The sequence below is a fragment of the Pseudomonadota bacterium genome, assembly GCA_023229365.1.
GTDB lineage: Bacteria > Myxococcota_A > Polyangia > JAAYKL01 > JAAYKL01 > JALNZK01.
The window spans coordinates 18,224-41,945 of sequence record JALNZK010000001.1 but is presented as its reverse complement, the minus strand read 5'-3'; the positions used below and the strand labels follow the sequence as shown (position 1 = coordinate 41,945).

Sequence of the window (23,722 nt, the reverse complement as noted above, 5' to 3'; positions counted from 1 at the left end):
GCGGCCTCACCGATCGCAAGCTGCTCAAGGAGCAGAAGGGCGAGTAGGTGACGGCGGCCCGGATTCCGCAGAAGCAATGTTCTTTCCTCTTCGGAACTAATGGGGTATGGCGAGCATCGTCATAATGAGACCAAACCAAGGAGTGAAAAAATGAAACGAATTCTATTTGTGCTCTTCGCGATGCTTCTGGCCGCCGGGCTGGGGATTGGCGGCTGCGGCGACGACGGCGGCAACGGTGGTGACTCGGACACGGACACGGATTCGGACACGGATTCGGATACGGACACCGACGTGGACACGGACACGGACACGGATACGGACACCGACGTGGACACGGACACGGACACGGATACGGACACCGACACCGACACCGACGCGGACGGCGGTCCGGACGGCAGCACGGATGCCGATACGGACACGGACGCCGACACGGCGAGCGAGCTCGGCGCCTGGGTGGACGACGACGGCCGCACCCTCCGGCTCGGCGATCGCGAGCAAGCCGACTGGAACCGCGTCTTCGCGTGGGACGACTCCGTTGCGGGCTGCACCGCGGCGCTCGGCAACTACGTGATCGCGGACGGCGTGATCACCTTCACGCGTGGCGAGTACAACGACTGCTCGCCGTTTGACGTCTGCGACATCACGGTGGCCGACGACGAGCTGTCGTTGACCCTCGAGTGCGATCCGGCCGATGCCGGGGTGGAGACGTACGAGTTCACGCGGGTCACCGACGTCGTGCCTCCGGCGAACCGGCACATCTTCGTCAGCCTGGACGACTTCGGGTGCGGAGAAAATGTCGACATGAGCTACTTCGAGGCCGCGGACTCGGATTTCGAAGGCTACGCGCAGACGAACAGCTGGGTTGGCGCCGACATGTACATGGACGAGATGTTCTCGTACTCCATGCCCGACGGCTTCAGCAGCTGGGGCTGGTACGATGCGGACGACACCGGGCGCTCCGAGGCCCTGTACCCGACGCCCGCCGGCCTGGTACACCACTTGCGTGGGCTGCGCGATGCCAACCTGCAGCTGTTGAGCGCCGTGACTTTCGACGTCGTGTGCGACACGGGGGTCCTCTCCAACGTCGTGGAGTACTACTACGACACCGACATCACGCGGTACCGGTTCCTGTCCGGTGGCACCTTCGGCGATGCCGCGCCCGGGACGTCGGCGATCACCGTTGCGGACGCGCCGACCTCGCTCACAGAGGTCGAGGTGTACTTCGACTCGACTTTCACACCGACCGATCTCCTGACGGTGACGCTGACCTCGCCGGACGCCACCTCCGTGGTGCTCGTGGGTGAGGAAGGCGGCGCTGCGGAGTACATAGGCCCGGTGATCTTCGCCGATGACGCGGCGGCATCCATCTTCGGCTCGAGCGGGGACCGCGAGGGCATGTACCAGCCCGAGGGCGACCTGGCCGACTTCGTGGGCGAGGACGGCAACGGCACCTGGACCCTGTTCCTGACCACGAGCGGCACGGTCACCGGCGTCCTCACGAACTGGAGCCTCTCGCTCCGGTAGAACCCGATACCCGTCTTAAGGGCGCGGCTCGACGGCGGCGCGCTCGAGAAGCTTGGTGTGCGCGGTATGCGGTAGGCGGCTCGATCGCCAGTTGCTCAAGGAGCAGAAGAGCGAGTAGGTCGATGTCCGCATTTCGGGGATGGGCACCTCGTTCATAGAGCATATGTGGTATCCTCCTTTCTGGCGCCGATTTTCGGCGCGGTTCGAGGAATCGAGGTCGCAAATGGAAAAGATGCAGCTCACCGCGTTCATCGAGCGGGACGGCGACGGGTACGTCGCGCTCTGTCCGGAGCTCGATGTCGCGAGCCAGGGCGATTCGGTCGAAGCGGCGAGGCGGAACCTCGTCGAGGCCGTGGAGCTGTTCTTCGAAACGGCGGACGCGGCGGAGGTCCGCTCGCGCCTGCACTCCGAGGTGTTCGTGACGCGCATGGAGATCGCCGTTGGGTAGGCTCCGTGTGCTCTCCGGCAAGGAGACCTGCCGAATCCTCTTCCTCAACGGGTTCATCGAAGTTCGGCGCAAGGGGAGTCACGTCGTCATGCAGAAGCGCGTCGCCTCGACGACCGTCACGGTGCCCGTGCCGGATCATCCCGTGCTACGGGTCGGCACACTGCTTTCGATCATTCGCCAGTCTGGCCTGCCGAGATCGTTGTTCGAGAACGAGTAGAACCGTCCACGCGTTCTCAGGCGCGGCTTCAATACGCTACGGGATCGCCGATGAGGTGCCGCACCGCCACCGCGGCGCAGGCCAGGCCGAGCGCGCCGGTCACGAACGACGCGGTGCCGTGCACGACGCTCTTCTTGGTGCAGCTCTGGAAGTCGTTCTCGCCCTGGGGGCACAGGCACCCGGCCTTGCAGCTCGTGTCGCGCACGTCCTCGCGGGGCGGCGACGCCGGCTCGGTCGTGTAGACCGCGGTGACGCCGAACTTCTTCTTGCCGCCCGGGAAGCCGTGCTTCTCGCGCAGGATCTTCCGCAGCGCGCGGGCCAAGGGATCGAGGTCCGTCGTCCCGAGATCGCCCACCCGGACCCGCGTCGGATCGAGCCGCCCGCCGGAGCCGGTCGACACGACGAACGGGATCCCGCGCGCCTTGCAGGTGGCGATGAGGAAGCACTTCGACGTGATGTGATCGATGGCGTCGATCAGGAAGTCAGGCCGCTCGGCGAGCATGGCGTCGGCCGTCTCTTCGCTGAAGTGGTTGTCGATCGCGTCGACGCGCGCCACCGGGTTGATCGCGCGCAGCCGCTCGGCGAGGAGGGTCGCCTTGGGCCGCCCGATCGCGCCCGTCACCGCCTGGAGCTGGCGGTTGAAGTTGCGGATGCACACCGTGTCGAAGTCGATCACGGTGATCCGGCCCGCGCCGGAGCGCGCGATCGACTCCGCGGCCCACGACCCCACTCCGCCCGCGCCGACGATCATGACGTGGGAACGGGCGAGCGCCTCCATCGCCGCCTGCCCGACGAGCCGCTCCATCCGGTCGAAGCGCCGCGCCGGATCCTCCATCCGCGCGGAGGGGTTCTTCTCGTCGCTGGGATCGTCGTCGCTCATGGCGCGGTGGATATCACATCGCCGCCGTGAGCGCCACGGTGGGTTCTGTTGCCGTCGGCAAGACCGCGGAACACTCGAGGCCGAAACCTTTAAGGTGATGGCAACGGGCACGACGCGCCGCCGGTGACGGCCGCGCACGAGACGGCTGAGAGTTAGAACAGTTGCACCGGCCCGACGTCCGCGGGCGTCTCGTCGTCGCCGATGTCGTCGGTCGCCCCGTAGCCCAAGTCGTTGTCTGCTGCGCCCCAACAGAAGATCTCGCCGGTCTCGCGCAGTGCGCACACGTGAGAATAGCCGTTGTCGACGAGAACGGCAGGTCCACCGAGATCGATGGTTCCCACGTCCGCAGGGACATTCGTTATTCCCACGCTGTCGGTGTTCCCGTACCCAAGCGGGACGCCGCCCCCGGATCCCCAGCATTTCACGCCACCACCTTCGATGAGCGCGCACGTGTTGAAGGCGCCGACCGATACTTGAACGACGGTGCCACCGACATCGACCGGTCCCACAGAAGCGGGCGTTTCGTCGTCGCCGATGGTGTCGGTGTTGCCGAAACCGAGCGCACCGTAATCTCCGAGCCCCCAACAGAGGACCTCGCCGATCTCGAGGAGGGCGCACGTGTGGTAGTAGCCGCACGAAACTAGTACCGCCGGTCCACCGACATCCAACGGGCCGACATCCCCGGGCAGCTCGTCGTCGCCGACGTCCTCCGTGTTGCCGTACCCGAGCGCGCCGTATTGGCCGTCGCCCCAGCAGTACACGTCGCCGCCGCTCAGCACGGCGCAGGTGTGTCTTGCTCCCGATGAGACCTGGGCGGCAGCGTCTCCGAGCTCGACCGCGGCGATCGCGGATGGATCGCCGACGCTTCCCGTCGAGCCGTAGCCGAGTTGACCGAACTCACCGTCCCCCCAGCACTTCATGTCGCCGCCGTCGAGGAGGGCACATGTGTGGCTACCGCCCGCGCTCACGTCGATGACCGATCCGCCAAGGTAGAGGGCGGAGTAGTCGGCCGGCACGTCGATGAGCCCCAGCGTATCGCCGTTCTCGGGCGGAACCGTCACTCCGAGCTGACCGAAGCCGTCGTAGCCCCAGCACTTGACGTTGCCGTCGATGAGAACGGCGCATGTATGGAGGCCACCGCCATCGACGAGAACAACGGATGCCCCAACGTCCACGAAGGGCAAGGTCGACGGAAGGGAGACGTCCGCGCTGGGGTCGTCGTCCAGAACGGCCCCGTAGCCCAGCTGGCCGAAATGCCAGTCGCCCCAGCATTTGAGGAAACCGCCGTCAACGAGAGCGCAGGTGTGCCGACCGCCTGTGGTCATCCAGATCGCAGATTCGCCGTACCCGGTGTCCGTGTCGGTATCCGCGTCTGCACTCGCGTCCGAGCCGGAATCGACGGCGCCGTCCGCCTCGGAGTCTGTGCCCGCATCGTCGGCCGTCCCATTGCCCGCGCACGAACCAACGAGCACCGAGATTAGAGCCGCTTCCAAAACCTGCGCGAGGCTCTTCACCACGGGATCACCTCGCTGCCCGTGTAGACTCCGTAGGGAGTGTCCACCGTGCCCTGCCATACGGAGATCGTGTGCCAGAGAACGATGTCGCTACCGGGCCCCGACCCTGGATACGTGCTATCGCTGAACTCGTCGATGATGTAGGGGCCGTAGCCCGCGGTATTCGTAGTATACGGTGGGGTGGTGACGAAGTCGTCCCCCCACGGCTCGCTGAGCGACATGTTCCACCCATAGACCCACCGAAGATTGTTTCCATAGTCGGGCAGCACACTCCAGTCGTTGCTACCGAGGAGAATTACCTTCGATCCCAACGGATCCGTAGTTGAGCGAATCAGCCGTGCCGATATCTCGCCGAACACGGGCGGGGTGTCCCAGCCCTGAAGCTCGGGCCAGCAACCGTCCGTGTGGGTCAGGATATCCTCCTGATAGTTCGGTTGCGGCCATAGGTCGCAAGGGGGGGCCTCGCCAATCGGTTGTTTCAACGGCACGGCATCGGTTTCGTCGAACGACCAGCCGCTGCCGGTCCAGTAGTTCACGATCGGAACACCCGCCGGGCCGACCTGCCCGAAGTCCGCGCGGCGTATGAACGCGAGGAACAGACCGCTCTTCCGGTACGGCCTGCCCGATCCGTACAGGAGCAGCCCTCCGCCCGAGTCGGCGAAGTCGCAGATATCCGTGGCGGTCGTCGCGCTCGCGCAGAACCCTTCAAAATCGGAAGAGTTCACCTCGACGGCTGCTACCTGGATGAACCGCGCCGGCGCTCCGGGATCGTTGTCCGTGACCGCGTGCCCCGGGAGGGCGGCGCTCGGAGGAGCGACGTCTGCCGAGAACGGCACGACCTGTCCGAGGTCGTCCCGATAACACGCCCTGAAGGTGATGCCATCGAGAGAGCACCCCATCCACGACATCGGGCGCGTTCGTGGATTCGTGTCGTTGAGCACGTCATACCCGTCCGGCTTCATTGCCGTGCCGTAAGTCAGGACGAGCACCGGCACGTACGCCGCGAAGTACGTTCCCTCGAAAATTTCAAAGGGCAGTCGCGCGACGACGGCGCCGGTGGGTGCGGTGTAGGTCGGCTCTTCGTCCGGCGTCATCCAGTAGTCCAGACCAGCCGTATCGTCATCGAGTTGCGGCGAGAAGCCCTGGTGCACGCCCGGGATCGAGACGGGAGTCCACCGCCATCCCGGCGCGTCGGGTTCGTAGTTCAGCACCGGCATCGCATTGATGCCGTCGCTCGGGTCGTGATCGCCCGACACGACGATCATGTCGTCGCATCGAGCACCCGCCGTGACGTCGCACTTCCGTTCGGACCATTTGTGGACGCTCGGCCCGACGTCCCAGGTGTCGCCCATGTAGAAGTACTGCCGCCCGTTCAGCTTGGCGTTGGCACCCAAACCAAGATCCGTGCCGGCGTGGAACTGGGACCAGTAGAATGGAGAAGCCGCTACAGCATGAGGAAAGGCTGGCTCCCAGTTTTGCCCCATGAACCAGAACTCGTGCTCGCTCGTAAATGGGGTCATCAGCGGGAGCCAGTTCGCACCCGCACCGTTTGGCCTTTCCGGCGAGGTGTAGCCCACCCAGAAGAGTCCAGGGAAACTGGAGTTTCCGAAAATCTGATAGATTTGAGAAACGGTGAAGTCCCAAAGCTCGTCGAGTCGCCACTCGACAGTCGTCGCCCAGACCTCGCGCTCGACCTCTTCGAGCATCCATGAATCCGGCTGTTGCCGGAGATCCCGCTCAAACTGGGTGATTAAGCTCGGTAATCCCGAGTCGACGTACGCCTGCACGACCTCCTGTATCGTCTCGCGCTCCGGCGGCGCGGGAACGATCTGCTGCACCAGAATGTCGAACATCTTCCACGCATCGACCGTGTAGCTCCCCGTGTCGGAGATGCCGGTCACGCCGATCTTTTTCGCGTAGTCCACGAACAACGCCAACCCAGGCATGCAGCCCGTGCTCTGGTACAGCGGCACGGCGGTTGACTTCACGTGCGCCGGGTTGACACCGAAGATCAAGGCGGGCGTCTGGTGCACGAGCGCCTCGGCACCGACGTGGCTCGTGAACGGTGTGTAGCCCTCCACCAGCGAGGTGACCGTGTTCCCTTCCGAGAGGCGGGCGATCGGCGACGTTGTCAGCCCAAGCCGGTACGCGTACAGGAACGTCCACGACTCCACCACCAGCACCGGCTTGCCCGACGCCTTGATCGCGCTGAGCCCCGCGGCCGACATGAGCGGTGCGGATTCGGTCAGCACGATCAGATCGTACACGGCGAAGCTCGTCGTGCCCCTGACCCTGAGGTCGTTGATTCGCGTCACGTCGTAGCCGAGGTCGAGGAAGTGGTTCTCGATATCGTCCTCTTGGGAGCACCAGCCGTTCGCCACGAACAGGACATTCAGCGGTTTGGGTGGTGTCGCAGAGGCGAAGACCGGTAAGAGAATCGCTCCGACGAGCGCAATGGCGGACACGAAGCAGACGATCCGGCCTTGATTCGACACGACGTTGTGCGGCATGCGACGGCTCCTCTGGTAGCGGGCTACCTACTGTGTGCCGATGCTACCACTTCGGGACGTGGCGAGTGTGCAACTTGTTTCACGAGAGGGAGCGTGTCTCGGAGCGTGTAGGACAAACAAAGCCCTTCCGCACCCTTGTAAGACGGCTTCCTCGGGAGTGCGGAAAGGAGGCGTGTTCGTGAGGGACCAACGTCCAATTGAGGCGTCTCGACCGGCACGGTCTAACTCTGCGATTGACCTGCGCGTCCCTCCTCCCTCCCTTGCGCCCTCCGGCCGAGGTGTTATTCTCCGCCGGCCGGGTGAGGAGAGCACATGAAACGCATCGACGCGTCGCGCGAGGGGATCGTCGGGTTGAGCTGGTCGCAGGACAGCCGCTGGGTGACCTACGTCCGCGGCGACGATCTCGTCTGCCTGACGGACGTCACCACCGGCGAGATCCGGGAGATCGGCCCGGGGGCCTCGCCCAACGTCACGCCGTCGAGCTCGATCCTGATGGAGCGGGACGGGCAGATCGTCGAGGTGACCGCGGGCGGCGTGCGGGCCGTGGTCGGCACCGCGGAGCTGATCCGGAACACGCCGAAGCGCGCGCCGGTGCTGGCCCCGAACGGCGAGGCGTTCCTCTTCGTCGTCACCAACGTCTTCGACAAGGGGAGCCAGGCGAAGAACGCCTACCCGCACCGCCACTTCCTGGGCCTCGGCGACCTCCGCGGCGGCCGTTCCACGCTCACCGAGGAGCAGTGGTACGGCGGCACGGCGACCTGGTTCCCGGACGGGAAGCGGTTCGCGCACTACGAGTTCGACTCCACGGGCGGCGCGCGGGTGCACGTCGTCGGCGCGGCGGGAGCGCGCGAGGGGACGGCGTTCGGCCTGTACCCGTCTCCGTCACCGGACGGGACTCGGCTGGCGTGTCGGCCGAAGAACGGCGGCAGCATCGTCGTGTACACGACGCGCGACGGCAGGTGGGACAAGGGGTCGGTGGAGACCGCGGTGTTCCGCGTGCCCTCGAGCGACGGCCGCCTGAGCGCCAACGAGCCCGCGTGGCTCGACAACCGCTACGTGCTCGTCGACGAGGGCGGCGTCGTGTGGCGGATAGACACGCGCAAGGACGATCCCGAGGAGCTGAAGAAGCTGCCGCCGCCGACCGTGCGCGGCGCGCGGACCATGGCGCTCTCGCCGTCCCGCGAGATCGTCGCGATCGAGACGCCGATCGAGGACGGGTTCGAGCTGCGCGTCGGCCCGGTGCGATGACGCGGCGCGTGTTGCCGATTATTCAACGGATCGAATAGCAATCCTTTTCGGGACGCGCCGCGTGTTCGGCGAGACAGCCTCGAGAGGTCATGGTAAATGAATTGGTGCCCTGGGCGGGCGCTTGGTGCCGGAGGGGGGACTCGAACCCCCACAGGCGTAAAGCCCACCGGATTTTGAGTCCGGCGCGTCTACCGATTCCACCACTCCGGCGCAAAGGCACGGCCTAGGTAACATGAAGGATCGAAGGTGTCCAGGTCGCTCGAGGACACCCTTTTTCGAGCGCAGAGCGTCAAAGGAGGAGCCAATGAGCAAGCGACGCGTCGTCATCCTCGGAGCCGCCGGCAGGGACTTCCACAACTTCAACATGGTGTACCGCAACGACCCGGCGTACGAGGTCGTGGCGTTCACGGCGACGCAGATCCCGAAGATCGACGATCGCATCTACCCGGCGGTGCTCGCGGGGAAGCTCTACCCGAAGGGGATCCCGATCCTGCCGGAGACCGAGCTCGAGCGGATCTTCGCGGAGCGCGACGTCGATCTGGCGGTGATGGCGTACAGCGATCTCCCGTACGCCTACGTCATGCACATGGGCGCGCGCGTCAACGCGGCCGGCGCCGACTTCGAGATGATGGGCACGAGGCGGACGTTCGCGAAGTCGTCGAAGCCGGTCATCGCGGTCACCGCCGTGAGGACGGGCTGCGGCAAGAGCCAGATCTCGCGGTTCGTCGCGAAGCGCCTGCGCGCGGCCGGCAAGAAGGTCGTCGCGGTGCGCCACCCGATGCCCTACGGCGATCTCGCGGCGCAGGCCGTGCAGCGCATGGCGTCGATCCAGGACATCGACGACTACAAGTGCACGATCGAGGAGCGCGAGGAGTACGAGATGCACGTGGCCGAGGGCGGGGTGATCTACGCCGGCGTCGACTACGAGGCTATCTTACGCCGCGCCGAGGCCGAGGCGGACGTCGTCCTGTGGGACGGCGGCAACAACGACCTGCCGTTCTACAAGCCGGACCTCTGGATCACCGTCGCGGACCCGCTCCGGCCCGGGCACGAGGCGTCGTACTACCCCGGCGAGGCGAACATCCGGGGAAGCGACATCATCGTGATCGGCAAGGCGAACGTCGCCTCCGAAGCGGACGTCCGCACCGTGGAGGAGAGCTGCCGGAAGCTGAACCCGCGGGCGCGCGTCATCCGCGCCGTCTCCGCGCTCACGGTCGACAAGCCGGAGGTCATCAAGGGCAAGCGCGTGCTCGCGGTCGAGGACGGCCCGACCCTGACGCACGGCGAGATGGCGTTCGGCGCGGCGACCCAGGCGGCCCGCGAGAACGGCGCGGCTGCGCTCGTCGATCCGAGGCCGTGGGCGGTCGGCGGCCTCAAGGAGACGTTCGAGAAGTACCCGCGCATCGGCGTGCTCCTGCCCGCCATGGGCTACTGGGACCAGCAGGTCAAGGATCTCGAGGCCACGATCAACGCGACGGACTGCGACGCGGTCGTGCTCGGCACGCCGTTCGACATCCAGCGCCTCGTGAAGATCACGAAGCCGACCGCCGTGGTTTCGTACGCCCACAAGGACTACGACGACGGCGCGAACAGCCTCTCCAAGATCGTTGACGAATTCCTCGCCAAGCATTAGTCAGCCAGGGACGGTGCCCGCCTGGCGGGCCTTCTACAAACCGAGGACGAGATGGTGAACTCCAGCGACCTGAAGCGGGGCCTGCTGCTCGAGATCGACAACGCACCGTGGGTGATCGTCGACTGCTCGTTCCAGACGCCGTCGGCGCGTGGCGCGAGCACGCTCACGAAGATCAAGATCCGCAACCTGAAGACCGGCGCCGTGCTCCAGAAGTCGTACCGGGGCGGCGAGATGCTCAAAGAGGCGGACTGCGAGAAGCGCAACGCGCAGTACCTCTACAAGGAGGGCGACGACTACGTCTTCATGGACGAGGAGACGTTCGAGCAGGCGCCGCTCTCCGCCGAGATGCTCGGCGACGCGGTGGGCTTCCTCCTCGACGGGATGAAGGTGCGGACGCAGCTGTACAACGGCGAGGTGATCTCGGTCGAGCTGCCGAACGTCGTCGAGGTGCTCGTCGTCGAGACGACGCCCACCCTCAAGGGCGCCACCGCGCAGGCGCAGATGAAGCCCGCCACGCTCGAGACCGGGATCGAGATCCTCGTGCCGCCGTACCTCGAGAGCGGCGAGCGGATCCGCGTCGACACCCGCGACGGCCGGTTCATCGAGAGGGTGAAGTAGGGGCGGACGGCGTCCGCCCGATTCCTCACATCCCCCGGCAGGTGACCGGGCCCGCGAGCACGCGGCCGGCCCCCTTGCGCTCCTCGCCGTTGACGTGGGCGCCAGAGATTTTCGGATAGGCAACGACGCTAACTATTATTGCAATATAAGTTGCAATAATCACAACAAGCGGATACCGTCCCAGCAGCCGGATTCGCGATCGAGACCGACATGAACAGACTTCTGACAGAGAGGGCAATCCTCGATCACCTCGGCGCATTGGCCGAATGGCTGCGCGTCCGCGCGCCGGGCGAGAGGCACAGCCTGTACGTCGTGGGTGGCGCGGCGCTCGCCTTGAGCGGGTTCGAGAGGACGACATACGACGTCGACGTGCTCCGACCGCAGACGCTCCCGCGAACCGTGCGCGAGGGAGCACGGGTTGTTGCGCGATCGCGAAACCTGGTTCCTGCTTGGCTGGAAGCGGGTCCCGCGGAGATCTTCCGTCGCGTCGGGCGTCCGATTCGTTTTCCTGCGTACTTCTTCGAGGCTGCGCGCGTCATCGAGGTCGGGCCGAGCCTCGCCGTGGAGGTCGCCAGCCGGCAGGCGCTGGTGTCGCTGAAGCTCTACGCGGCCGGCCCGTCGACAGGAAAGCACCTCGACGACCTGCGGGCCTTGGCTCCGAATGAAAACGAGGTCCGCGAAGCCGTCCGCTTCGTTCTGGAGATAGATGGAAGTGAGCCACGGCAGAGAGATCTCGAAATTGTGGTCGCGGCGTTGGGCTTCGACCCGCACACGTTCACCGAGGGCGGGCGATGAAAATCCCCGCACAAGCGGAACGCCTTCTGCGCGGATGCTGGGCGACGCTCGGTCTCCCGCTGTCGGAGAAGCCCGCAGAGGAACACGACGTCGGAATCGTGGATCCCGAGGCGCTCCTCGTCTCCACGTTGCTCGTGCCGGGAGCGATCGACTCCCGCCTGAGCGAAGACATCGGGGCCTGGTGTCGGGTGTTCGGTCGTCTGATTCACTACCAAAGGCTGAACGCGCTCATGGATCGCCTCCCCGAGCCTTCCCGCGTCGGCGCGCTCGAAACCGCACGCCGAATGGGTCTCCCGGGAGGATCGAGCCGCCTTGCGACAGCTCTGGGAACAACCCCGACGACCAGCTCGAAGCGTGCCGAGGCCGAGGCACGCAACGGGCGTATTCGATCTCCCAAGGAGACCGCCGCGCTCTCCACGTTCGTCAACGGACGGCTCTTCTTCGGGACGGGCTATCGCGCCGATCTCGTTTCGCTGACGTCGATCCGCAGGCACGTTTTCGGCGGTCCCGAGCTCGCTCGGCTCCTCGTCACGACTCCGTCGACCGTCTCTCGCTTGCTGTCCGATCTCGTGGCGTGTGGCTTCCTCGATCGGCGCGGCCGGCGGCGAGCTCCAGGCGACGAGCTTCCCGGCCTCGCGGTTTCCGCCGATTCGACCGCGAACATCGTCGCGATCTCGGATGCGCAACAGGTGCGCGACAAGGCCCTGGCGCGGACCATCGAGGGAGAGTGCGACTTCGAGTGGGATCGCCTCGGCGAGACGCTCACATCCCGCGGCAGGTGACCGGGCCGGCGAGCACGCGGCCTTCGCCCTTGCGCTCCTCCCCGTACACGAGCAGCACCTTGCCGTCGCCCGGCGCGACGTCGGCGTGCGTGAAGTCCGACTTGTCGGCGTAGATCTGGAACTCGCCACCGCGCTTGCGGCCCTCGGCGTCGAACCGGTTCATGCCGACGAGGAGGCTCCCCCCGAACGTGCGCACCTGGACGCCGAACACGAACGGGCCGACCCGCGCGAGCCTCGGGCCGTCGGGGCCGTCGGCGCGGGAGATGCGGGCCGGCTCCTGGGCCGGCTTCCCCGACGCGTCGAGCTTAGCGAAGTAGTACTCGGGGATGTGATCCCCGTCCCGGTCGTCGCGGAACGCCAAGCCGAACCCGTCCCCCAGGCGCACGAGCACCGGCGCCGGGTCGACGTAGCGCGCCGAGGCGATCGTGGACGCCGGGGCGAGCGCCGGGCCCGGCGACACCCGCGTCGAGCGGAGATCGAAGCGCGTTCCGTAGCCGCTCGGGCGCGACTCGATCCAGACGAGCAGCGCGGCGTCCCGGGCGACCGCGATCGACGGCGCGTACGCGGGCTTCGTCCCGGGGAGCGAGGCCGTGCCGCGCAGCCTCCCGTCGCGAGAGGCGATCGCCACCCGCACCGTCGAGGCGTCCACCGCGGCGTCGTGCCACGCGGCGAGCAGATCCCCGCGCCAACCCGCGGCGGAGACGCGCGAGGAGAACGGGCCGGCGGGACCGAGCCCGACGACGTGCTCGACGGCCGTGAGCCCGGGTGCGAGCAGGGCGGCGAACGCGCCGCCCGATCTCGACTCCGATCGCCGCTCGAGGATCGCGAGCGCCGCGCCGCCCCCGTCGAGCGCCGCGATCTCGAGGTCCTCCGCCGCGAACGACGACTCGGCGCCCTCCGGCCAGAAGGCGATCGGCCCGCCGTCCGACTCCTCCTCTGCGTCGCCGCTCGCGCCCCGATCCACGCGCAGCGGATCGCTCAGGCGCCGGCCGCCGGCGTCGAGCGCGGCGACGAGGGTCTCCCCGCCCGCGGACCAGGCCGCAGCGTAGCGAAAGGCCTCGACGCGCGCCGCGGCGACGGCCGCGAGACCGGCCCCGGTCTCGGCGACGACGCTCTCGCTCTCGAGCCGGCACTCCTGCTGCGCGCGCTTCGTTCCGCAGCCCGCGAGAGCGGCCATCGCGGCGAGGAAAGCGGCGACCGGGATCGCTCGATGGCGGCTCACGCGCCGAGCACTCCCTGCGCCCGGAGCGCCGATTCGAGCTGCGCGGCCGAGCTCTCGAGATCCGCGGGGAGCTTGATCGGCAGGAACCTGCTCGCGGGGCCGTCGCGCGGCACCTTGAGCCAGGTGACCGCCGCGTGCTCCGAGAGCTGGCCGACGAGCCGCTCGAACTGGATCGCGGGGCGGCCCTCGACCTGCTTCTTCACCGCGAACCAGTCGAGCGCGGGGTGCGCGGCGAGGAGCTGGGCGTCGAACACGAAGGTGTTCGTGTTGAATGCCGGGATCGTCGCCGTGTCGAACGACCGCGGCAGCCGGAACGCCTCGACGATCGCGACGCGCGATCCCACGATCGCCGGGAACCCGCCGACATCGCCCGCGCGCGTCTCGACGAGCTCCACGGACATCGGGTTGCCGCGGGCGATGTGCATCCCGACGATCGCCGGGTCGAGGCTCGCGCCCAGGTTGTCCACGTTCGACAGGGTCAGCCAGCGGCCGCCGCCTTTGACGAACCCATCGAGCTCGCCGCTCCTCGCGATGGCGTAGGAGAAGTCGCCGTGGCCGGGCGCGTGCAGGGAGGGCGCGCCGCTGCCGTCGAGGAAGAGCTCGCCCGACGGCGTGAGGCGGATCGAGACGAACTGCGTGAAGCAACGGGCGGAATGGTCGAGGCCGAGCGCGGCGAGGTGCGCGGCGGTGTCGCGGGCCGTGGAGAAGGAGTTCATGAGCAGGACGGGCGCGCGGCCGCGGCTCGCGACGCGGATCTGCGAGATCTTGAGATCGAGGAACGAGCGGCCCCAGGCCGCCTCGACCACGCCCTTGACGACGCCCCCGAAACGGGTCGCCATCCCGCCGTTGAGCACGACCGCGCCCACCTCGCCGGCTTCGATCGCGCGGCGCCCGACGGCGGCGAACCGCTCGTGATCGGCGCTCCCCGGCTCGGGGACGACGTCCAGGATGCCCGGATCCGGCAGCCGCACCTCGCCCTTGATCCGCGCGTCGTCGGGGTCGAAGCCGCGATCCGCGATCCTCTTCGCGAGCGCCGCGAACGGCACCTGGTCGAACCCGTAGGAGTCCAGGACGCGTCGCGTCTCTTCGTCGAAATGGAAGCGCATGACGGTGAGGATCATCGCCGCGCGCCGGGAAGGTTGTAAAGGGGATTTTCTACTTCTCGAACTTGAAGACGAGCTTCTGCTGCTTCTCGACCGGCGCGCCCGGCGTCTGGTCGACGGAGATCCCCCTGGCGGCCGTCTTGACGCACTTCTTCATGTCGCCGTCCTTGATCTCAGACTTCTTGATGTCGACATCGTCGGGCGTCTTGGCGTCGGCCTTGAAGGAGATCGCGAGGTCCATGTCGCCCTTGATCTCGCGATCGCGGGTGAGCGCGTCCTCGTAGCAGGTCTTGAACTGGCCCTTCGTCGCGTCGAGCGCGGACGAGACGGCCTTGTCGAAGTTCGGGTTCAGCTTGGCGCCACAGGCGGTCGAAAGAGCGCCGAGGCCCAAGATGAGACCGATCGTGATCACGGTGTTCTTTTTCATTGTCTCATCCTCCTCAATCACTCGTCGCCCGCTGCGGGCGCGGCGGACTCGCCGACGATGTTGAACTCGACCCGGCGGTTCTTCTCCTTGCCTTCGTCGGTCGCGTTGTCCGCGACCGGCTTCTCCTCGCCGTAGCCGACGGCCTCGAGCCTCGCGCCGTCGACGCCCACGCCGACGAGGAACGCCTTCACGGCGTCAGCGCGGCTCTGGGACAGCTTCTTGTTGGCCTTGTCCTTGCCGACGTCGTCCGTGTGGCCCTCGATCCGCAGCTTCGAGACGCTCGCGTTCTCGGAGAGAACCGTCGCGACGTCCTTCAGCAGCTGGTGGGAGTCCACCTTGATCTCGGCCTTGCCGGTCTCGAACATCACCTTCTCGGTGATCTCGATCTTCTTGCCCACGCGCTTGGCCTTCATCGGCGGCTTCGGCGGCTCGGGCGCGGGCGCTACCTCCGGCGCCGCGGGTTGCGCGGCCGTCACCACGATCTTGTCCTTGCCCTCGAGGATGTACTTGCCCCCCGACTGTGCGTTCGCGCTCACGCTCACGCTGCAGCCGGCGAGACAAGCACCGAGGACGAGCACCCCGACACAAATCCAAAGTCTGCTCGCTTTCATCCTTTCCTCCATCTTCGCCTGTCCGTTGTTTGGGACGAATATTGATCGCCATCAGATGTTTCCGATGGCCGATCATGTTGTCCGAAGTTGACGCAAAGATTGTTCCAAAATTCTCTTTTGTCAAACGGCAAAATATGTTCGGTCTATCCAGGGGACGGAGAAAAGATGCGGGTTGGCGCGCACGAATCGATCCAGGGCGGGTTCCACCGCGCCGTCGAGCGCGCGGTCGCGGACGGCTGCGCGTCGGTGCAGATCTTCACGAAGGCGCCGCAGATCTGGCGCGAGCCCGTGGTCACGGAGGCGGACGCGGAGCGGTTCCGCTCGTCGCGGAAGGCCGCAGGGATGGGGCCCGTCGTCGTGCACGCCTCGTACCTCATCAACACCTGTTCGGCGAGCCCGTCCACGCGGGCCAAGGCGGCGGCCGCGCTCGCGGCCGAGGCACGGCGCTGCGATCTCCTCGAAGCCGACTTCCTCGTGTTCCACCCGGGATCGCCCGGCGATCTCGGCGACGACGCCGGCATCGCCCTCACCGCGGAGTCGGTTCGCGCCGCGCTTGAGGCGTCCCGCTCGGTCGGGATCCTCGTCGAGAACACCGCGGGGCAGGGCAAGGGGATCGGCTGGCGGTTCGAGCAGCTCGCGTCGATCATCGAGCTCGCCGGCGGCGGCGACCGGCTCGGCGTCTGCATCGACACCTGCCACGCGTTCGCGGCGGGGTACGCCCTCTCGAGCGCCGCCGAGGCCGCCGCGCTGTTCGACGGGATCGACGGGCTGCTCGGCCCCGGCCGGGTGCGGGCGCTGCACCTGAACGACGCCAGGTCCGGGCGCGGCTCGCGCGTCGACAGGCACGCGCTCATCGGGAAGGGCGAGATCGGCCTCGAGCCGTTCCGCTGGATCGTCAACGCGGCGCGGTTTGCGGATGTCCCGGGGATCGTGGAGACCCCGATTGCCAAGGGCGAGACGTACGCGGCCGAGGTCGCCGCGCTCGCGGCCCTCGTGAAGAGGAGCTCGAGGTGAGCATGAAGAGACGCCTGGGCGCGAGCCCGCTCATCATCCCGATGCCCGCGGTGCTCGTCGGCACGTACGACGAGGACGGGACGCCGAACGCCATGACCGCCGCGTGGACGTCCGCCTGCTGCCACACGCCTCCGTGCGTGGGCGTGGCCGTGCGCGACAGCCGCAGGACGTTCTCCAACATCCGCGCCCGCCGCGCCTTCACGATCAACATCGCGTCCGCCGACATGGCCGTCGACGTCGACTACCTCGGCATCGTGAGCGGCCACCAGGTGCCGGACAAGCTCGCGCGCCTGGGGCTCGCGACCGAGCGCGCCGCGGTCGTGGACGCGCCCGTCATCGCGCGGTGCCCGATCGCCGTCGAGTGCCGTCTCGTCCACGCGCTGCCGCTCGGGACGCACACCTGGTTCGTCGGCGAGGTCGTCGAGGTGCAGGCGGACGAGCGCGTGGTCACGGCCGAGGGGATCGTCGACCTCGACGCCCTGGACCCGCTGGCGTACGCCACCTCGGCGGGCGAGTACCGCGGGATCGGCCGGTCGCTCGGGCGCGCCTACCGCATCGGGAAGGGCAGAGCGTGACCGCGGCCCCGGATCTCGAGGCCTGCCGGTCCGCCCTGCGGCGCCGCTTCCCCGCGCTCGCTGCGGGTGACGTGCTGCTCGACAACGCCGGCGGGACCCAGGTGCCGCTCGCGGTCGCGGATCGCGTCCGCGCCTACATGCTCGAGTCGTTCGTCCAGGTGGGCGCCGACTACGCCGTCGCGAGGGCCGCCACCGCGACCGTGGCGCGCGCCCGGGCGACGGTCGAGGCGCTGATGGGCGCGGGGCCGGGGCAGGTGGCGCTCGGGCCGTCCACGTCGGCGCTGTGCGCGATGCTCGCCGACTGCTACCGCCGCGCGCCGCGCACCGGCAGGAACGAGATCGTCGTGAGCGAGGCCGGGCACGAGGCGAACCTCGGGCCGTGGGCGCGGCTCGCGCGGGAGGGGTTCGAGGTGCGCACGTGGCGGCTCGATCGCGCGCGGCAGGAGTGCCAGATCGAGGAGCTCGAGCGGCTCGTGTCGGAGAGGACGCTCGTCGTCGCGTTGCCGCACGTCTCGAACCTCCTCGGCCAGATCGAGCGCCTCGCCGAGGCCGTCGAGATCGCCCATCGCGCGGGCGCGCGGGTCGCCATCGACGGCGTGGCGTACGCCCCGCACCGCGCCATGGACGTGGCCGCGTGGGGCGTGGACTGGTACGTGTTCTCCCTCTACAAGGTCTTCGGCCCGCACATGGCGGCGCTGTACGGCTCGCGCGAGGCGCTCGCCGAGATCGAGGGGCCGAACCACTTCTTCGTCGACGCGCGCGACGTGCCGTACAAGCTCGAGCTCGGCGGCGTCCTCCACGAGGGGTGCGCCGGGGTCCTCGGCCTCGGGGACTACCTGCCCGCCGTCGCGGATCGCGACCTTGAGGAACCGCTCCGCCGCGAGACGGTCGTCGAGGCGTTCGCTCGCATCGAGGCGCTCGAGCGGCCGCTCACCGAGAGGCTGCTCGGGTTCCTGCGCTCGCGGACGGACGTGCGGATCATGGGTCCGGCCGAGGCGGGGCCCGCGCGCGTCCCGACCGTCAGCTTCGTCCACGCGAGGCGCCCGTCGAAGGAGATCGCCCTCGCCGCGAACGCGGCAGGGCTCGGGATCCGGTACGGCCACTTCTACGCGTATCGCCTGGCGACGGCGCTCGGCCTCGACCCGGACGACGGCGTCGTTCGCACGAGCCTCGTGCACTACAACTCGCCCGAGGAGATCGAACGCCTGATCGCGTTCCTCGAGCGGTTTCTGTGAGGGCGAAGGAGGTCGGGATCGCGGCAGTTGCCGCCTTTTCCGCGGTCTGATACTTTTCAAAACCGGCTTATTCGGAGGTCGTGCATGGCGCGCGGGTTCGCAACAGCGCTCGCAGGGATGATCGCGGCGGCGTTCGCGTGCGCGGGGTGTACCTTCAAGTCGTCCGAGCCCGCGCCCGAGGCCGAGGCCGCTCCCGACGGTAAAGTCGTCCTTAGGGAGAGCTTCGACGCGGCGCTCGACGCGCGGTTCACGGACACGAGCGACGGCAGGTACTCGGTCGTCGGGGGTGAGCTCCGCGTGCAGGGCGCGCGCAACCGCCCGCTCTGGCTCGCGCAGAAGCTCCCCGAGAACGCGCGGATCGACTTCAGCGCGCGCTCCTTGAGCCCGGCGGTCGACATCAAGGTCGAGATCTTCGGCGACGGCGTGTCGTACGCCAAGCGCGCGTCGTACACCGCGACGAGCTACGTGATCGTCCTCGGCGGGTGGAACAATTCGCGCTCCGTCATCGCGCGGATGGACGAGCACGGCGACGATCGAAAGGCTCGCGGGGAGCCGCTGGGCGAGGTCGGCCGGAAGTACGCGTTCAGCGTCGTTCGCAAGGGCAGCCTGCTCGAGTGGCGCCTCGACGGCGAGAAGTTCCTGGAATTCGACGACCCCGAGCCGCTCCGCGGTGCGGGGCACGAGCACTTCGCGTTCAACAACTGGGAGAGCGAGGTCTTCTTCGACGACCTCGTGATCCGAGAGCTCTAGGGTTGCGGGCATGACACCGGAAGAACAAGAGGCCCTCGTCCAGGAGCTCGAGTCGTCGCTCGACCGGCTGCAGGCGCTCTACAACCAGTACTTCATGGGAATCGAACGTCTGGAGCCGACGATCCCGCACAAGGAAGTCGTCCGCAAGATGCAGCTTCTGCGGCGCGAGAAGATGTACAACACCGCGCTTCGGTTCCGGTTCCAGACCCAGGTGCAGAAGTACAGCACGCAGTCGACCTACTGGAAGCGGATCTGCCGCCAGATCGAGGAGGGCACCTACCAGCGCGACTTGAACCGGGCGCAGAAGCGCACGGATCGCCGCGACGAGGTCGCGCTCGCACGGAAGGCGCTCCGCTCGCTCGAGCCGACGGAGGCTGCGCCCTCGGAGCCGACCGGCGCCGGGCTCGACCTCGACGATCCGTTCTCGGAGGCGCCCAAGCCGACGTCGAAGCCGGCCGCGGCCATCGCCGAGGAGCTCGACGATCCGTTTTCGGACGCGCCGCCCAAGCCGTCGTCGAGGCCGGCCGCCGTCGCAGCCGCCGCGCAGGACGATCCGGACAAGACACCTGTCCCGATCCTGGGATCGGGTCTGCACCCGTTGAACGAGCAGATCCTCCGCAGCGCACGCCGCGACGCCGACGACGACGAGGAAGAGGACGAGGGAGATTTATCGTCGTTCTTCCAGAAGCGTCCGTCGCTGCCGCCGCCTCCCGCGCGACCGAAAGCTGCGGCGCCAGCGCCGCCGAGAGCGGCGACCCCCGCGCCGCCGCGGGCCGCTCCTCAGGCTGCCAAGCCGGCGCCGGCGCCGAGTGCGGGCGCGACGCTTTCGGAGGAGCGGATGAAGGCGATCTACCGCGCGTACGTCACCGCGCGAAAGAAGACGAACGAGCCCACGGACAACTTGACCTACGCGAAGATCGCGACGCTCCTCAAGAAGCAGTCCGCCGAGAAGGCCGGCGTGACCGACTTCAAGGTCGTGATCCGTAACGGCAAGGCGATCATCAAGACGGTGAAGGAGACGTAGGGGCGTTCGACCGAACGTCCCTACTTGATCCTGACCCAGCTCCCGGGGCCGGCGATCTCGGGCTGGAAGTTGCTGACGATGTAGTCGGCGCGCCGGTTGCGCTGCTCGTCGACGTTGTCCGCGGTCTCCACGGCGAGAAGCTCCTCGCCGAACCCGCGCACGTAGACCTGGATCTTCTGATCCCCGAGCCCGTTGGCGAGCAGGTACTTGGCGATGGCGTTCGCCCGCTGGCGGCTGAGCTCGCGGTTGTCGGAGACCGAGCCGACGGTGTCGGTGTACCCGGCGACGTACAGCGCGCGATCGTTCTCGGAGCACGCCTTGGACCGCTCGAGCATCTCGATGATCTTCGGGATCGCGGCGTCGAGCTTCGGCGCCTCGCCCGGGCGGATCTCCCACTTGCCGGACTCGAAGACGACCTCCTCGTGCGGGACCTCGCCCGAGAAGCGGCAGATCGTCAGCCCGACCCAGTACTCGTTCACGTCGGTGAACTTGAGGTCGACGCGGAAGTTCTCGGTGCCCGGCGGCAGCTCCGGCCAGCTGATCGAGAGCGGGGTGCCCGCCTTGGCGCCGTTGTAGATCTCCACGTGCTCGCCGAGCAGCTCGCCTTTCTCGCCGAACACCTGGAGCGACGCCGAGTCCGCAGCGCTGGTGAGCTTGAAGTGGACCGTGCGGTTGGCGAGATCGATGTCATCCTTGTCGAGGCGCACCGAAATCCCCTTGGGCGCGGTCTGCACCGCCGGAGGGGCTGCCGAGAGCGCTGCGAACAGCGCGAGGGCAAAGGCCATCTTGCGAATGGGCATCGGACACCTCCGAGAAAACGCGCGGCACATCGCGCCGCCTCATTTTGACTATTTATACACGAAAAGTTTCACGGGACGGCGTCGAATCTGACGAGGAAGCTCGTGGACAAGACGAAGCTCAGGTCGGCGCTCGCGAGTCCCTTGGCGCGGAACGCCGTCTGCCGCACCCGGGACACGGTCATCTCTGCCTCTCCGGACACGAGCGGATCCTGTAGCGCCGCGGTCGCGTCGCCGGGCACGACGAAGAGTCCGTCGTCCCGCATCCGGCAGCTGATCGACTGCGGCAGGCCCATGCCGCTCCAGCGGATCGTCGCGATCACCTCGTCCCCGTAGCCGCCGCCGCCCTCCCACGCGATTGCGATAGGCGCGCCGCGCCGGACGATCGGGGTCTGATCCGCCGGCGAGACGCCGTCGATCGTCACTTCGCCGAGGTCCTCGGGCGCGTCCAGCACGACGTCGAAGCGCGCGACCTCGTCCGTGCCCGAGGCGTGGACCGTGTAGCTCTCCGCGGGATCGAACCTGAGCCCGCTCCGCTCGTCGGCGACGTAGGTGACCCCGTCGATCACGTGGAGGAGGTCGGGGAAGGTCTGCGTTGGAAGCGTGATCCGTTCCCCGGCGAATTCGACCGAGAGGTTGCCGACGTCCGCGAGCTCGATGGTCGCCCCGTCCGCCGGGGCCAGGCGGCGCGGGCGCAGCGGCACGAGCGGGGTCGCCGCCTCGCATTGATCGATCGCCACGTCGATCTCTGGAACGCGCTCCCCGAGCAGCGTGTCGACGAGCGTCTCGTCCGCAGGCTGGTAGCGCGGAAACAGCGCCGTGATGCCGAGCTCCTCGTACGGTTGGCTCGCGCCGCTCTCGAGGTAGCGGTGGAGCCTCACCATGATGGAGCCGGTCGAGGTCGGCGCCGTGCCGGCGCCCTCGGGGACGACCGCGGCCTCGCCACCCGGCCCGCACCCGGTCGGCGCGGCGATCGCGGCGACGGCGAGGAAGAGAGTGACGGCACGGACTTTGGAGAACGGGGGTTCAGTCCACTTCTTCAATTTGCTCCAGATTCACTTCGGACGTCGCCTCCTCCGCCACCACGGCGTCGGGATCGACGTCCAGTTCGGAAATCTGCTCCTCGGCGGCGGCGACCTCTTCGCTCGGCTCCGGGTACGCGGGCGGCTGGGCCTCGTGATAGGCCTGCGGCCCGGCCTCGACGGGCTCCGTGCCTTCCTGGCGCGCGCGCCATCGGTTTATCCTCTCGACCAACTCTTGCAGTTCCATTTTATTCTCCTTGGCTGCGCCAATGTTTCCGGGACTGCTCCAATGTAGGATATGTCCCGACACCGCCATTGTAGCCGCCGACGGAGACAGGCACAAATTTTGTACCGAAATGTATTTCTTTTCCTACATGGGTCGCCCGGCCAGCGCTCGCGCCTTTTCCCGGAAACGCTCGCCGCGCACCTTGTAGTTCGGGAACAGGCCGAACGAGGCGCAGGCCGGAGACAAAAGCAGCACGCCCCGGCCGCCCAGCGCCTCCGCGTTGGCCTCCATCGCCTCTTCCATCGTCGCGTGCTCGACCACCGGGAAGCGGGCCGGGCCGGCCGCCGAGATCGCCGCGGCGAGCCGCGCGGCCGTGGCACCGATGAGCGCGACGCGGACGACGTTCGGCCGGGCGACGAGCGCCTCCGCGAGCTCACCGAAGTCGGCGTTCTTCTCGGAGCCGCCGAGGATGATCGCGAGCGGGGCATCGAAGGCGGCGATCGCCGCGATGGCGGCGTCCGGCCGGGTGGCGTACGAGTCGTTGTAGAATGCGACGCCGTTCGCCTCGACCACGCGTTCGAGCCTGTGGGGCAGCCCCTCGAACCGCTCCGCAGCGCCGCACGCGGCGTCCTCGGGGATCCCGGCGGCGAGCGCTGCGGCGATCCCGGCCGCCACGTTCTCCAGGTTGAAGCGCCCGGCGAGCCGCACGCGCCTCGCGTCGAACGGCAGCCGGCGCTCGAGCCCCCGGGCGCGGAGCACGAGATCGTCGCCTCGGACGAAGATCCCGGCGTCGACCTCGCGCGCGACGGCGAAGGCGAGGCGCTCGCCGCGACTCCTGGCGGCGATCCCGGCGGCGCCCTCCGAGTCGGCGTTGTAGATGACCGTGTCCCCCGCGGTCTGGTGCGCGACGAGCCCGGCCTTGGCGGCGCGGTACTCCGAGGTGTCCACGTGCCAGTCGAGGTGCTCCGAGGTCGTCCTGAGGACGACGGCGATCTCGGGCGACGCGGCGAGATCCATCGCTTGGAAGCTGGAGATCTCGAGCACGACGACGTCGTCCGGCCGGACCGCGTCGAGGAAGTCGAGCGGGTTCTTCCCGATGTTCCCGCCGAGGTGCACGTTCAGGCCGTCGGCCGCGAGGCACGCGGCGGCCAGGCTGCTCGCCGTGCCCTTGCCGAGCGTGCCGGTCACGCCGACCGCCCGCGCGGGGCACCGGCCGAGGAACAGCGAGAGCGCCGAGGTGACGCGCGTGCCGCGGGCGCGCGCCTCGACGAGCCCCTCCCGATCCGGGCGGACGCCGGGCGAGCGGAACACCGTCGCGAACCGCGCGAGATCGCGATCGTACCCCTCGCCGAAGCGCGTCTCGATCCCCGGCGGGAGGCCGTCCACCCGCTTCGCGTCGAGGGCGGTGACGCTCTTGGCGCCGTGGGAGAGGAGGTACGAGACCGTCGATAGCCCCTCGACGCCGACGCCGAGCACCGCGATCGGCTCCGCGATAGGCGACGAGGCCCCTGCCGTGCGCGCGTCCGTTCCCATGCCGCGAAGTATCG

Annotated in this window: 24 protein-coding genes and 1 tRNA gene; 13 read left to right on the top strand and 12 right to left on the bottom strand. The window is 68.0% G+C overall.

The window, feature by feature from the left end; translation table 11 throughout:
* Positions 1–150: 150 nt before the first annotated feature.
* The 3 genes from M0R80_00205 (at position 151) to M0R80_00195 (ending at position 2,189) form a co-directional block, all read left to right on the top strand.
* Positions 151–1,524: a proprotein convertase P-domain-containing protein gene (locus tag M0R80_00205; GenBank protein MCK9458085.1), complete on the top strand. Its 1,374-nt coding sequence runs from the start codon at positions 151–153 to the stop codon at positions 1,522–1,524.
* Positions 1,525–1,747: 223 nt separating this feature from the next.
* On the top strand, positions 1,748–1,972 hold the full coding sequence (locus M0R80_00200; protein MCK9458084.1) for a type II toxin-antitoxin system HicB family antitoxin: 225 nt from the start codon (positions 1,748–1,750) through the stop codon (positions 1,970–1,972).
* Positions 1,965–2,189, top strand: a complete 225-nt coding sequence (locus M0R80_00195) for a type II toxin-antitoxin system HicA family toxin (GenBank protein MCK9458083.1) — start codon at positions 1,965–1,967, stop codon at positions 2,187–2,189. Before M0R80_00200 ends, M0R80_00195 begins: the two co-directional genes overlap by 8 nt.
* A 28-nt stretch (positions 2,190–2,217) precedes the next feature.
* Here M0R80_00195 and M0R80_00190 read toward each other — a convergent pair whose 3' ends face one another.
* The 3 genes from M0R80_00190 to M0R80_00180 all read right to left on the bottom strand — a co-directional run bounded on the left by M0R80_00190 (position 2,218) and on the right by M0R80_00180 (position 7,093).
* Complete coding sequence (locus M0R80_00190) at positions 2,218–3,069, bottom strand: tRNA threonylcarbamoyladenosine dehydratase (protein MCK9458082.1); 852 nt, start codon at positions 3,067–3,069, stop codon at positions 2,218–2,220.
* Between the two features lie 152 nt (positions 3,070–3,221).
* Positions 3,222–4,586, bottom strand: a complete 1,365-nt coding sequence (locus M0R80_00185) for a hypothetical protein (protein MCK9458081.1) — start codon at positions 4,584–4,586, stop codon at positions 3,222–3,224.
* Positions 4,580–7,093 (bottom strand): hypothetical protein, encoded by a 2,514-nt coding sequence (locus M0R80_00180; GenBank protein ID MCK9458080.1) that lies wholly within the window; start codon positions 7,091–7,093, stop codon positions 4,580–4,582. Before M0R80_00180 ends, M0R80_00185 begins: the two co-directional genes overlap by 7 nt.
* Positions 7,094–7,405: 312 nt before the next feature.
* Here M0R80_00180 and M0R80_00175 point away from each other — a divergent pair, with 312 nt between their 5' ends.
* A complete protein-coding gene (locus M0R80_00175) occupies positions 7,406–8,341 on the top strand; it encodes a hypothetical protein (GenBank protein ID MCK9458079.1) in 936 nt (311 codons plus the stop codon).
* Positions 8,342–8,463: 122 nt separating this feature from the next.
* Here the strand turns inward: M0R80_00175 and M0R80_00170 are convergent.
* Positions 8,464–8,551: transfer RNA gene (locus M0R80_00170), tRNA-Leu, on the bottom strand.
* A 94-nt stretch (positions 8,552–8,645) separates the two neighbouring features.
* Here M0R80_00170 and M0R80_00165 point away from each other — a divergent pair.
* The 4 genes from M0R80_00165 to M0R80_00150 all read left to right on the top strand — a co-directional run bounded on the left by M0R80_00165 (position 8,646) and on the right by M0R80_00150 (position 12,169).
* Positions 8,646–9,974, top strand: a complete 1,329-nt coding sequence (locus tag M0R80_00165) for a cyclic 2,3-diphosphoglycerate synthase (GenBank protein MCK9458078.1) — start codon at positions 8,646–8,648, stop codon at positions 9,972–9,974.
* 51 nt (positions 9,975–10,025) lie between these two features.
* Positions 10,026–10,592 (top strand): elongation factor P, encoded by a 567-nt coding sequence (efp, locus tag M0R80_00160; protein MCK9458077.1) that lies wholly within the window; start codon positions 10,026–10,028, stop codon positions 10,590–10,592.
* A gap of 210 nt (positions 10,593–10,802) precedes the next feature.
* A complete protein-coding gene (locus tag M0R80_00155) occupies positions 10,803–11,387 on the top strand; it encodes a hypothetical protein (protein ID MCK9458076.1) in 585 nt (194 codons plus the stop codon).
* Complete coding sequence (locus M0R80_00150) at positions 11,384–12,169, top strand: helix-turn-helix domain-containing protein (GenBank protein MCK9458075.1); 786 nt, start codon at positions 11,384–11,386, stop codon at positions 12,167–12,169. Before M0R80_00155 ends, M0R80_00150 begins: the two co-directional genes overlap by 4 nt.
* Here M0R80_00150 and M0R80_00145 read toward each other — a convergent pair.
* Genes M0R80_00145 through M0R80_00130 form a run of 4 tightly spaced genes read right to left on the bottom strand, consistent with a single transcriptional unit; the run spans position 12,150 to position 15,532 of the window.
* Positions 12,150–13,391 carry a hypothetical protein gene (locus M0R80_00145; GenBank protein ID MCK9458074.1) on the bottom strand — a complete coding sequence of 414 codons (1,242 nt, stop codon included), beginning with the start codon at positions 13,389–13,391 and terminating at the stop codon, positions 12,150–12,152. The two genes, M0R80_00150 and M0R80_00145, sit on opposite strands and share 20 nt — an antisense overlap.
* Positions 13,388–14,512: a UTP--glucose-1-phosphate uridylyltransferase gene (locus M0R80_00140; protein ID MCK9458073.1), complete on the bottom strand. Its 1,125-nt coding sequence runs from the start codon at positions 14,510–14,512 to the stop codon at positions 13,388–13,390. Before M0R80_00140 ends, M0R80_00145 begins: the two co-directional genes overlap by 4 nt.
* A 34-nt stretch (positions 14,513–14,546) precedes the next feature.
* Complete coding sequence (locus M0R80_00135; protein ID MCK9458072.1) at positions 14,547–14,921, bottom strand: hypothetical protein; 375 nt, start codon at positions 14,919–14,921, stop codon at positions 14,547–14,549.
* Positions 14,922–14,938: 17 nt separating this feature from the next.
* Positions 14,939–15,532, bottom strand: coding sequence for an OmpA family protein (locus M0R80_00130; protein MCK9458071.1), 594 nt, complete (start codon positions 15,530–15,532; stop codon positions 14,939–14,941).
* Between the two features lie 165 nt (positions 15,533–15,697).
* On the opposite strand from M0R80_00130, the gene M0R80_00125 reads away from it, so the two are divergent.
* From M0R80_00125 to M0R80_00105, 5 genes are all read left to right on the top strand, one after another.
* Positions 15,698–16,546, top strand: coding sequence for a deoxyribonuclease IV (locus M0R80_00125; GenBank protein ID MCK9458070.1), 849 nt, complete (start codon positions 15,698–15,700; stop codon positions 16,544–16,546).
* Between the two features lie 2 nt (positions 16,547–16,548).
* Entirely contained in the window at positions 16,549–17,121 is a 573-nt protein-coding gene (locus M0R80_00120) for a flavin reductase family protein (GenBank protein MCK9458069.1), read from the top strand.
* Positions 17,118–18,356, top strand: a complete 1,239-nt coding sequence (locus M0R80_00115) for an aminotransferase class V-fold PLP-dependent enzyme (protein ID MCK9458068.1) — start codon at positions 17,118–17,120, stop codon at positions 18,354–18,356. The genes M0R80_00120 and M0R80_00115 overlap by 4 nt, the downstream gene beginning before the upstream one ends.
* Before the next feature lie 84 nt (positions 18,357–18,440).
* Entirely contained in the window at positions 18,441–19,106 is a 666-nt protein-coding gene (locus tag M0R80_00110; GenBank protein MCK9458067.1) for a hypothetical protein, read from the top strand.
* Positions 19,107–19,116: 10 nt separating this feature from the next.
* Positions 19,117–20,130: a hypothetical protein gene (locus M0R80_00105; protein MCK9458066.1), complete on the top strand. Its 1,014-nt coding sequence runs from the start codon at positions 19,117–19,119 to the stop codon at positions 20,128–20,130.
* 20 nt (positions 20,131–20,150) lie between these two features.
* On the opposite strand, the gene M0R80_00100 is transcribed toward M0R80_00105, so the two are convergent.
* The 4 genes from M0R80_00100 to murD form a co-directional block, all read right to left on the bottom strand.
* On the bottom strand, positions 20,151–20,930 hold the full coding sequence (locus M0R80_00100; GenBank protein ID MCK9458065.1) for an OmpA family protein: 780 nt from the start codon (positions 20,928–20,930) through the stop codon (positions 20,151–20,153).
* 68 nt (positions 20,931–20,998) lie between these two features.
* The gene (locus M0R80_00095) at positions 20,999–21,970 is read right to left on the bottom strand and encodes a hypothetical protein (protein ID MCK9458064.1); all 972 of its coding nucleotides are present in this window, start codon (positions 21,968–21,970) and stop codon (positions 20,999–21,001) included.
* The gene (locus tag M0R80_00090) at positions 21,954–22,196 is read right to left on the bottom strand and encodes a hypothetical protein (GenBank protein MCK9458063.1); all 243 of its coding nucleotides are present in this window, start codon (positions 22,194–22,196) and stop codon (positions 21,954–21,956) included. Before M0R80_00090 ends, M0R80_00095 begins: the two co-directional genes overlap by 17 nt.
* A 123-nt stretch (positions 22,197–22,319) precedes the next feature.
* Positions 22,320–23,708, bottom strand: a complete 1,389-nt coding sequence (gene murD / locus M0R80_00085) for a UDP-N-acetylmuramoyl-L-alanine--D-glutamate ligase (GenBank protein MCK9458062.1) — start codon at positions 23,706–23,708, stop codon at positions 22,320–22,322.
* Positions 23,709–23,722: the final 14 nt, after the last annotated feature.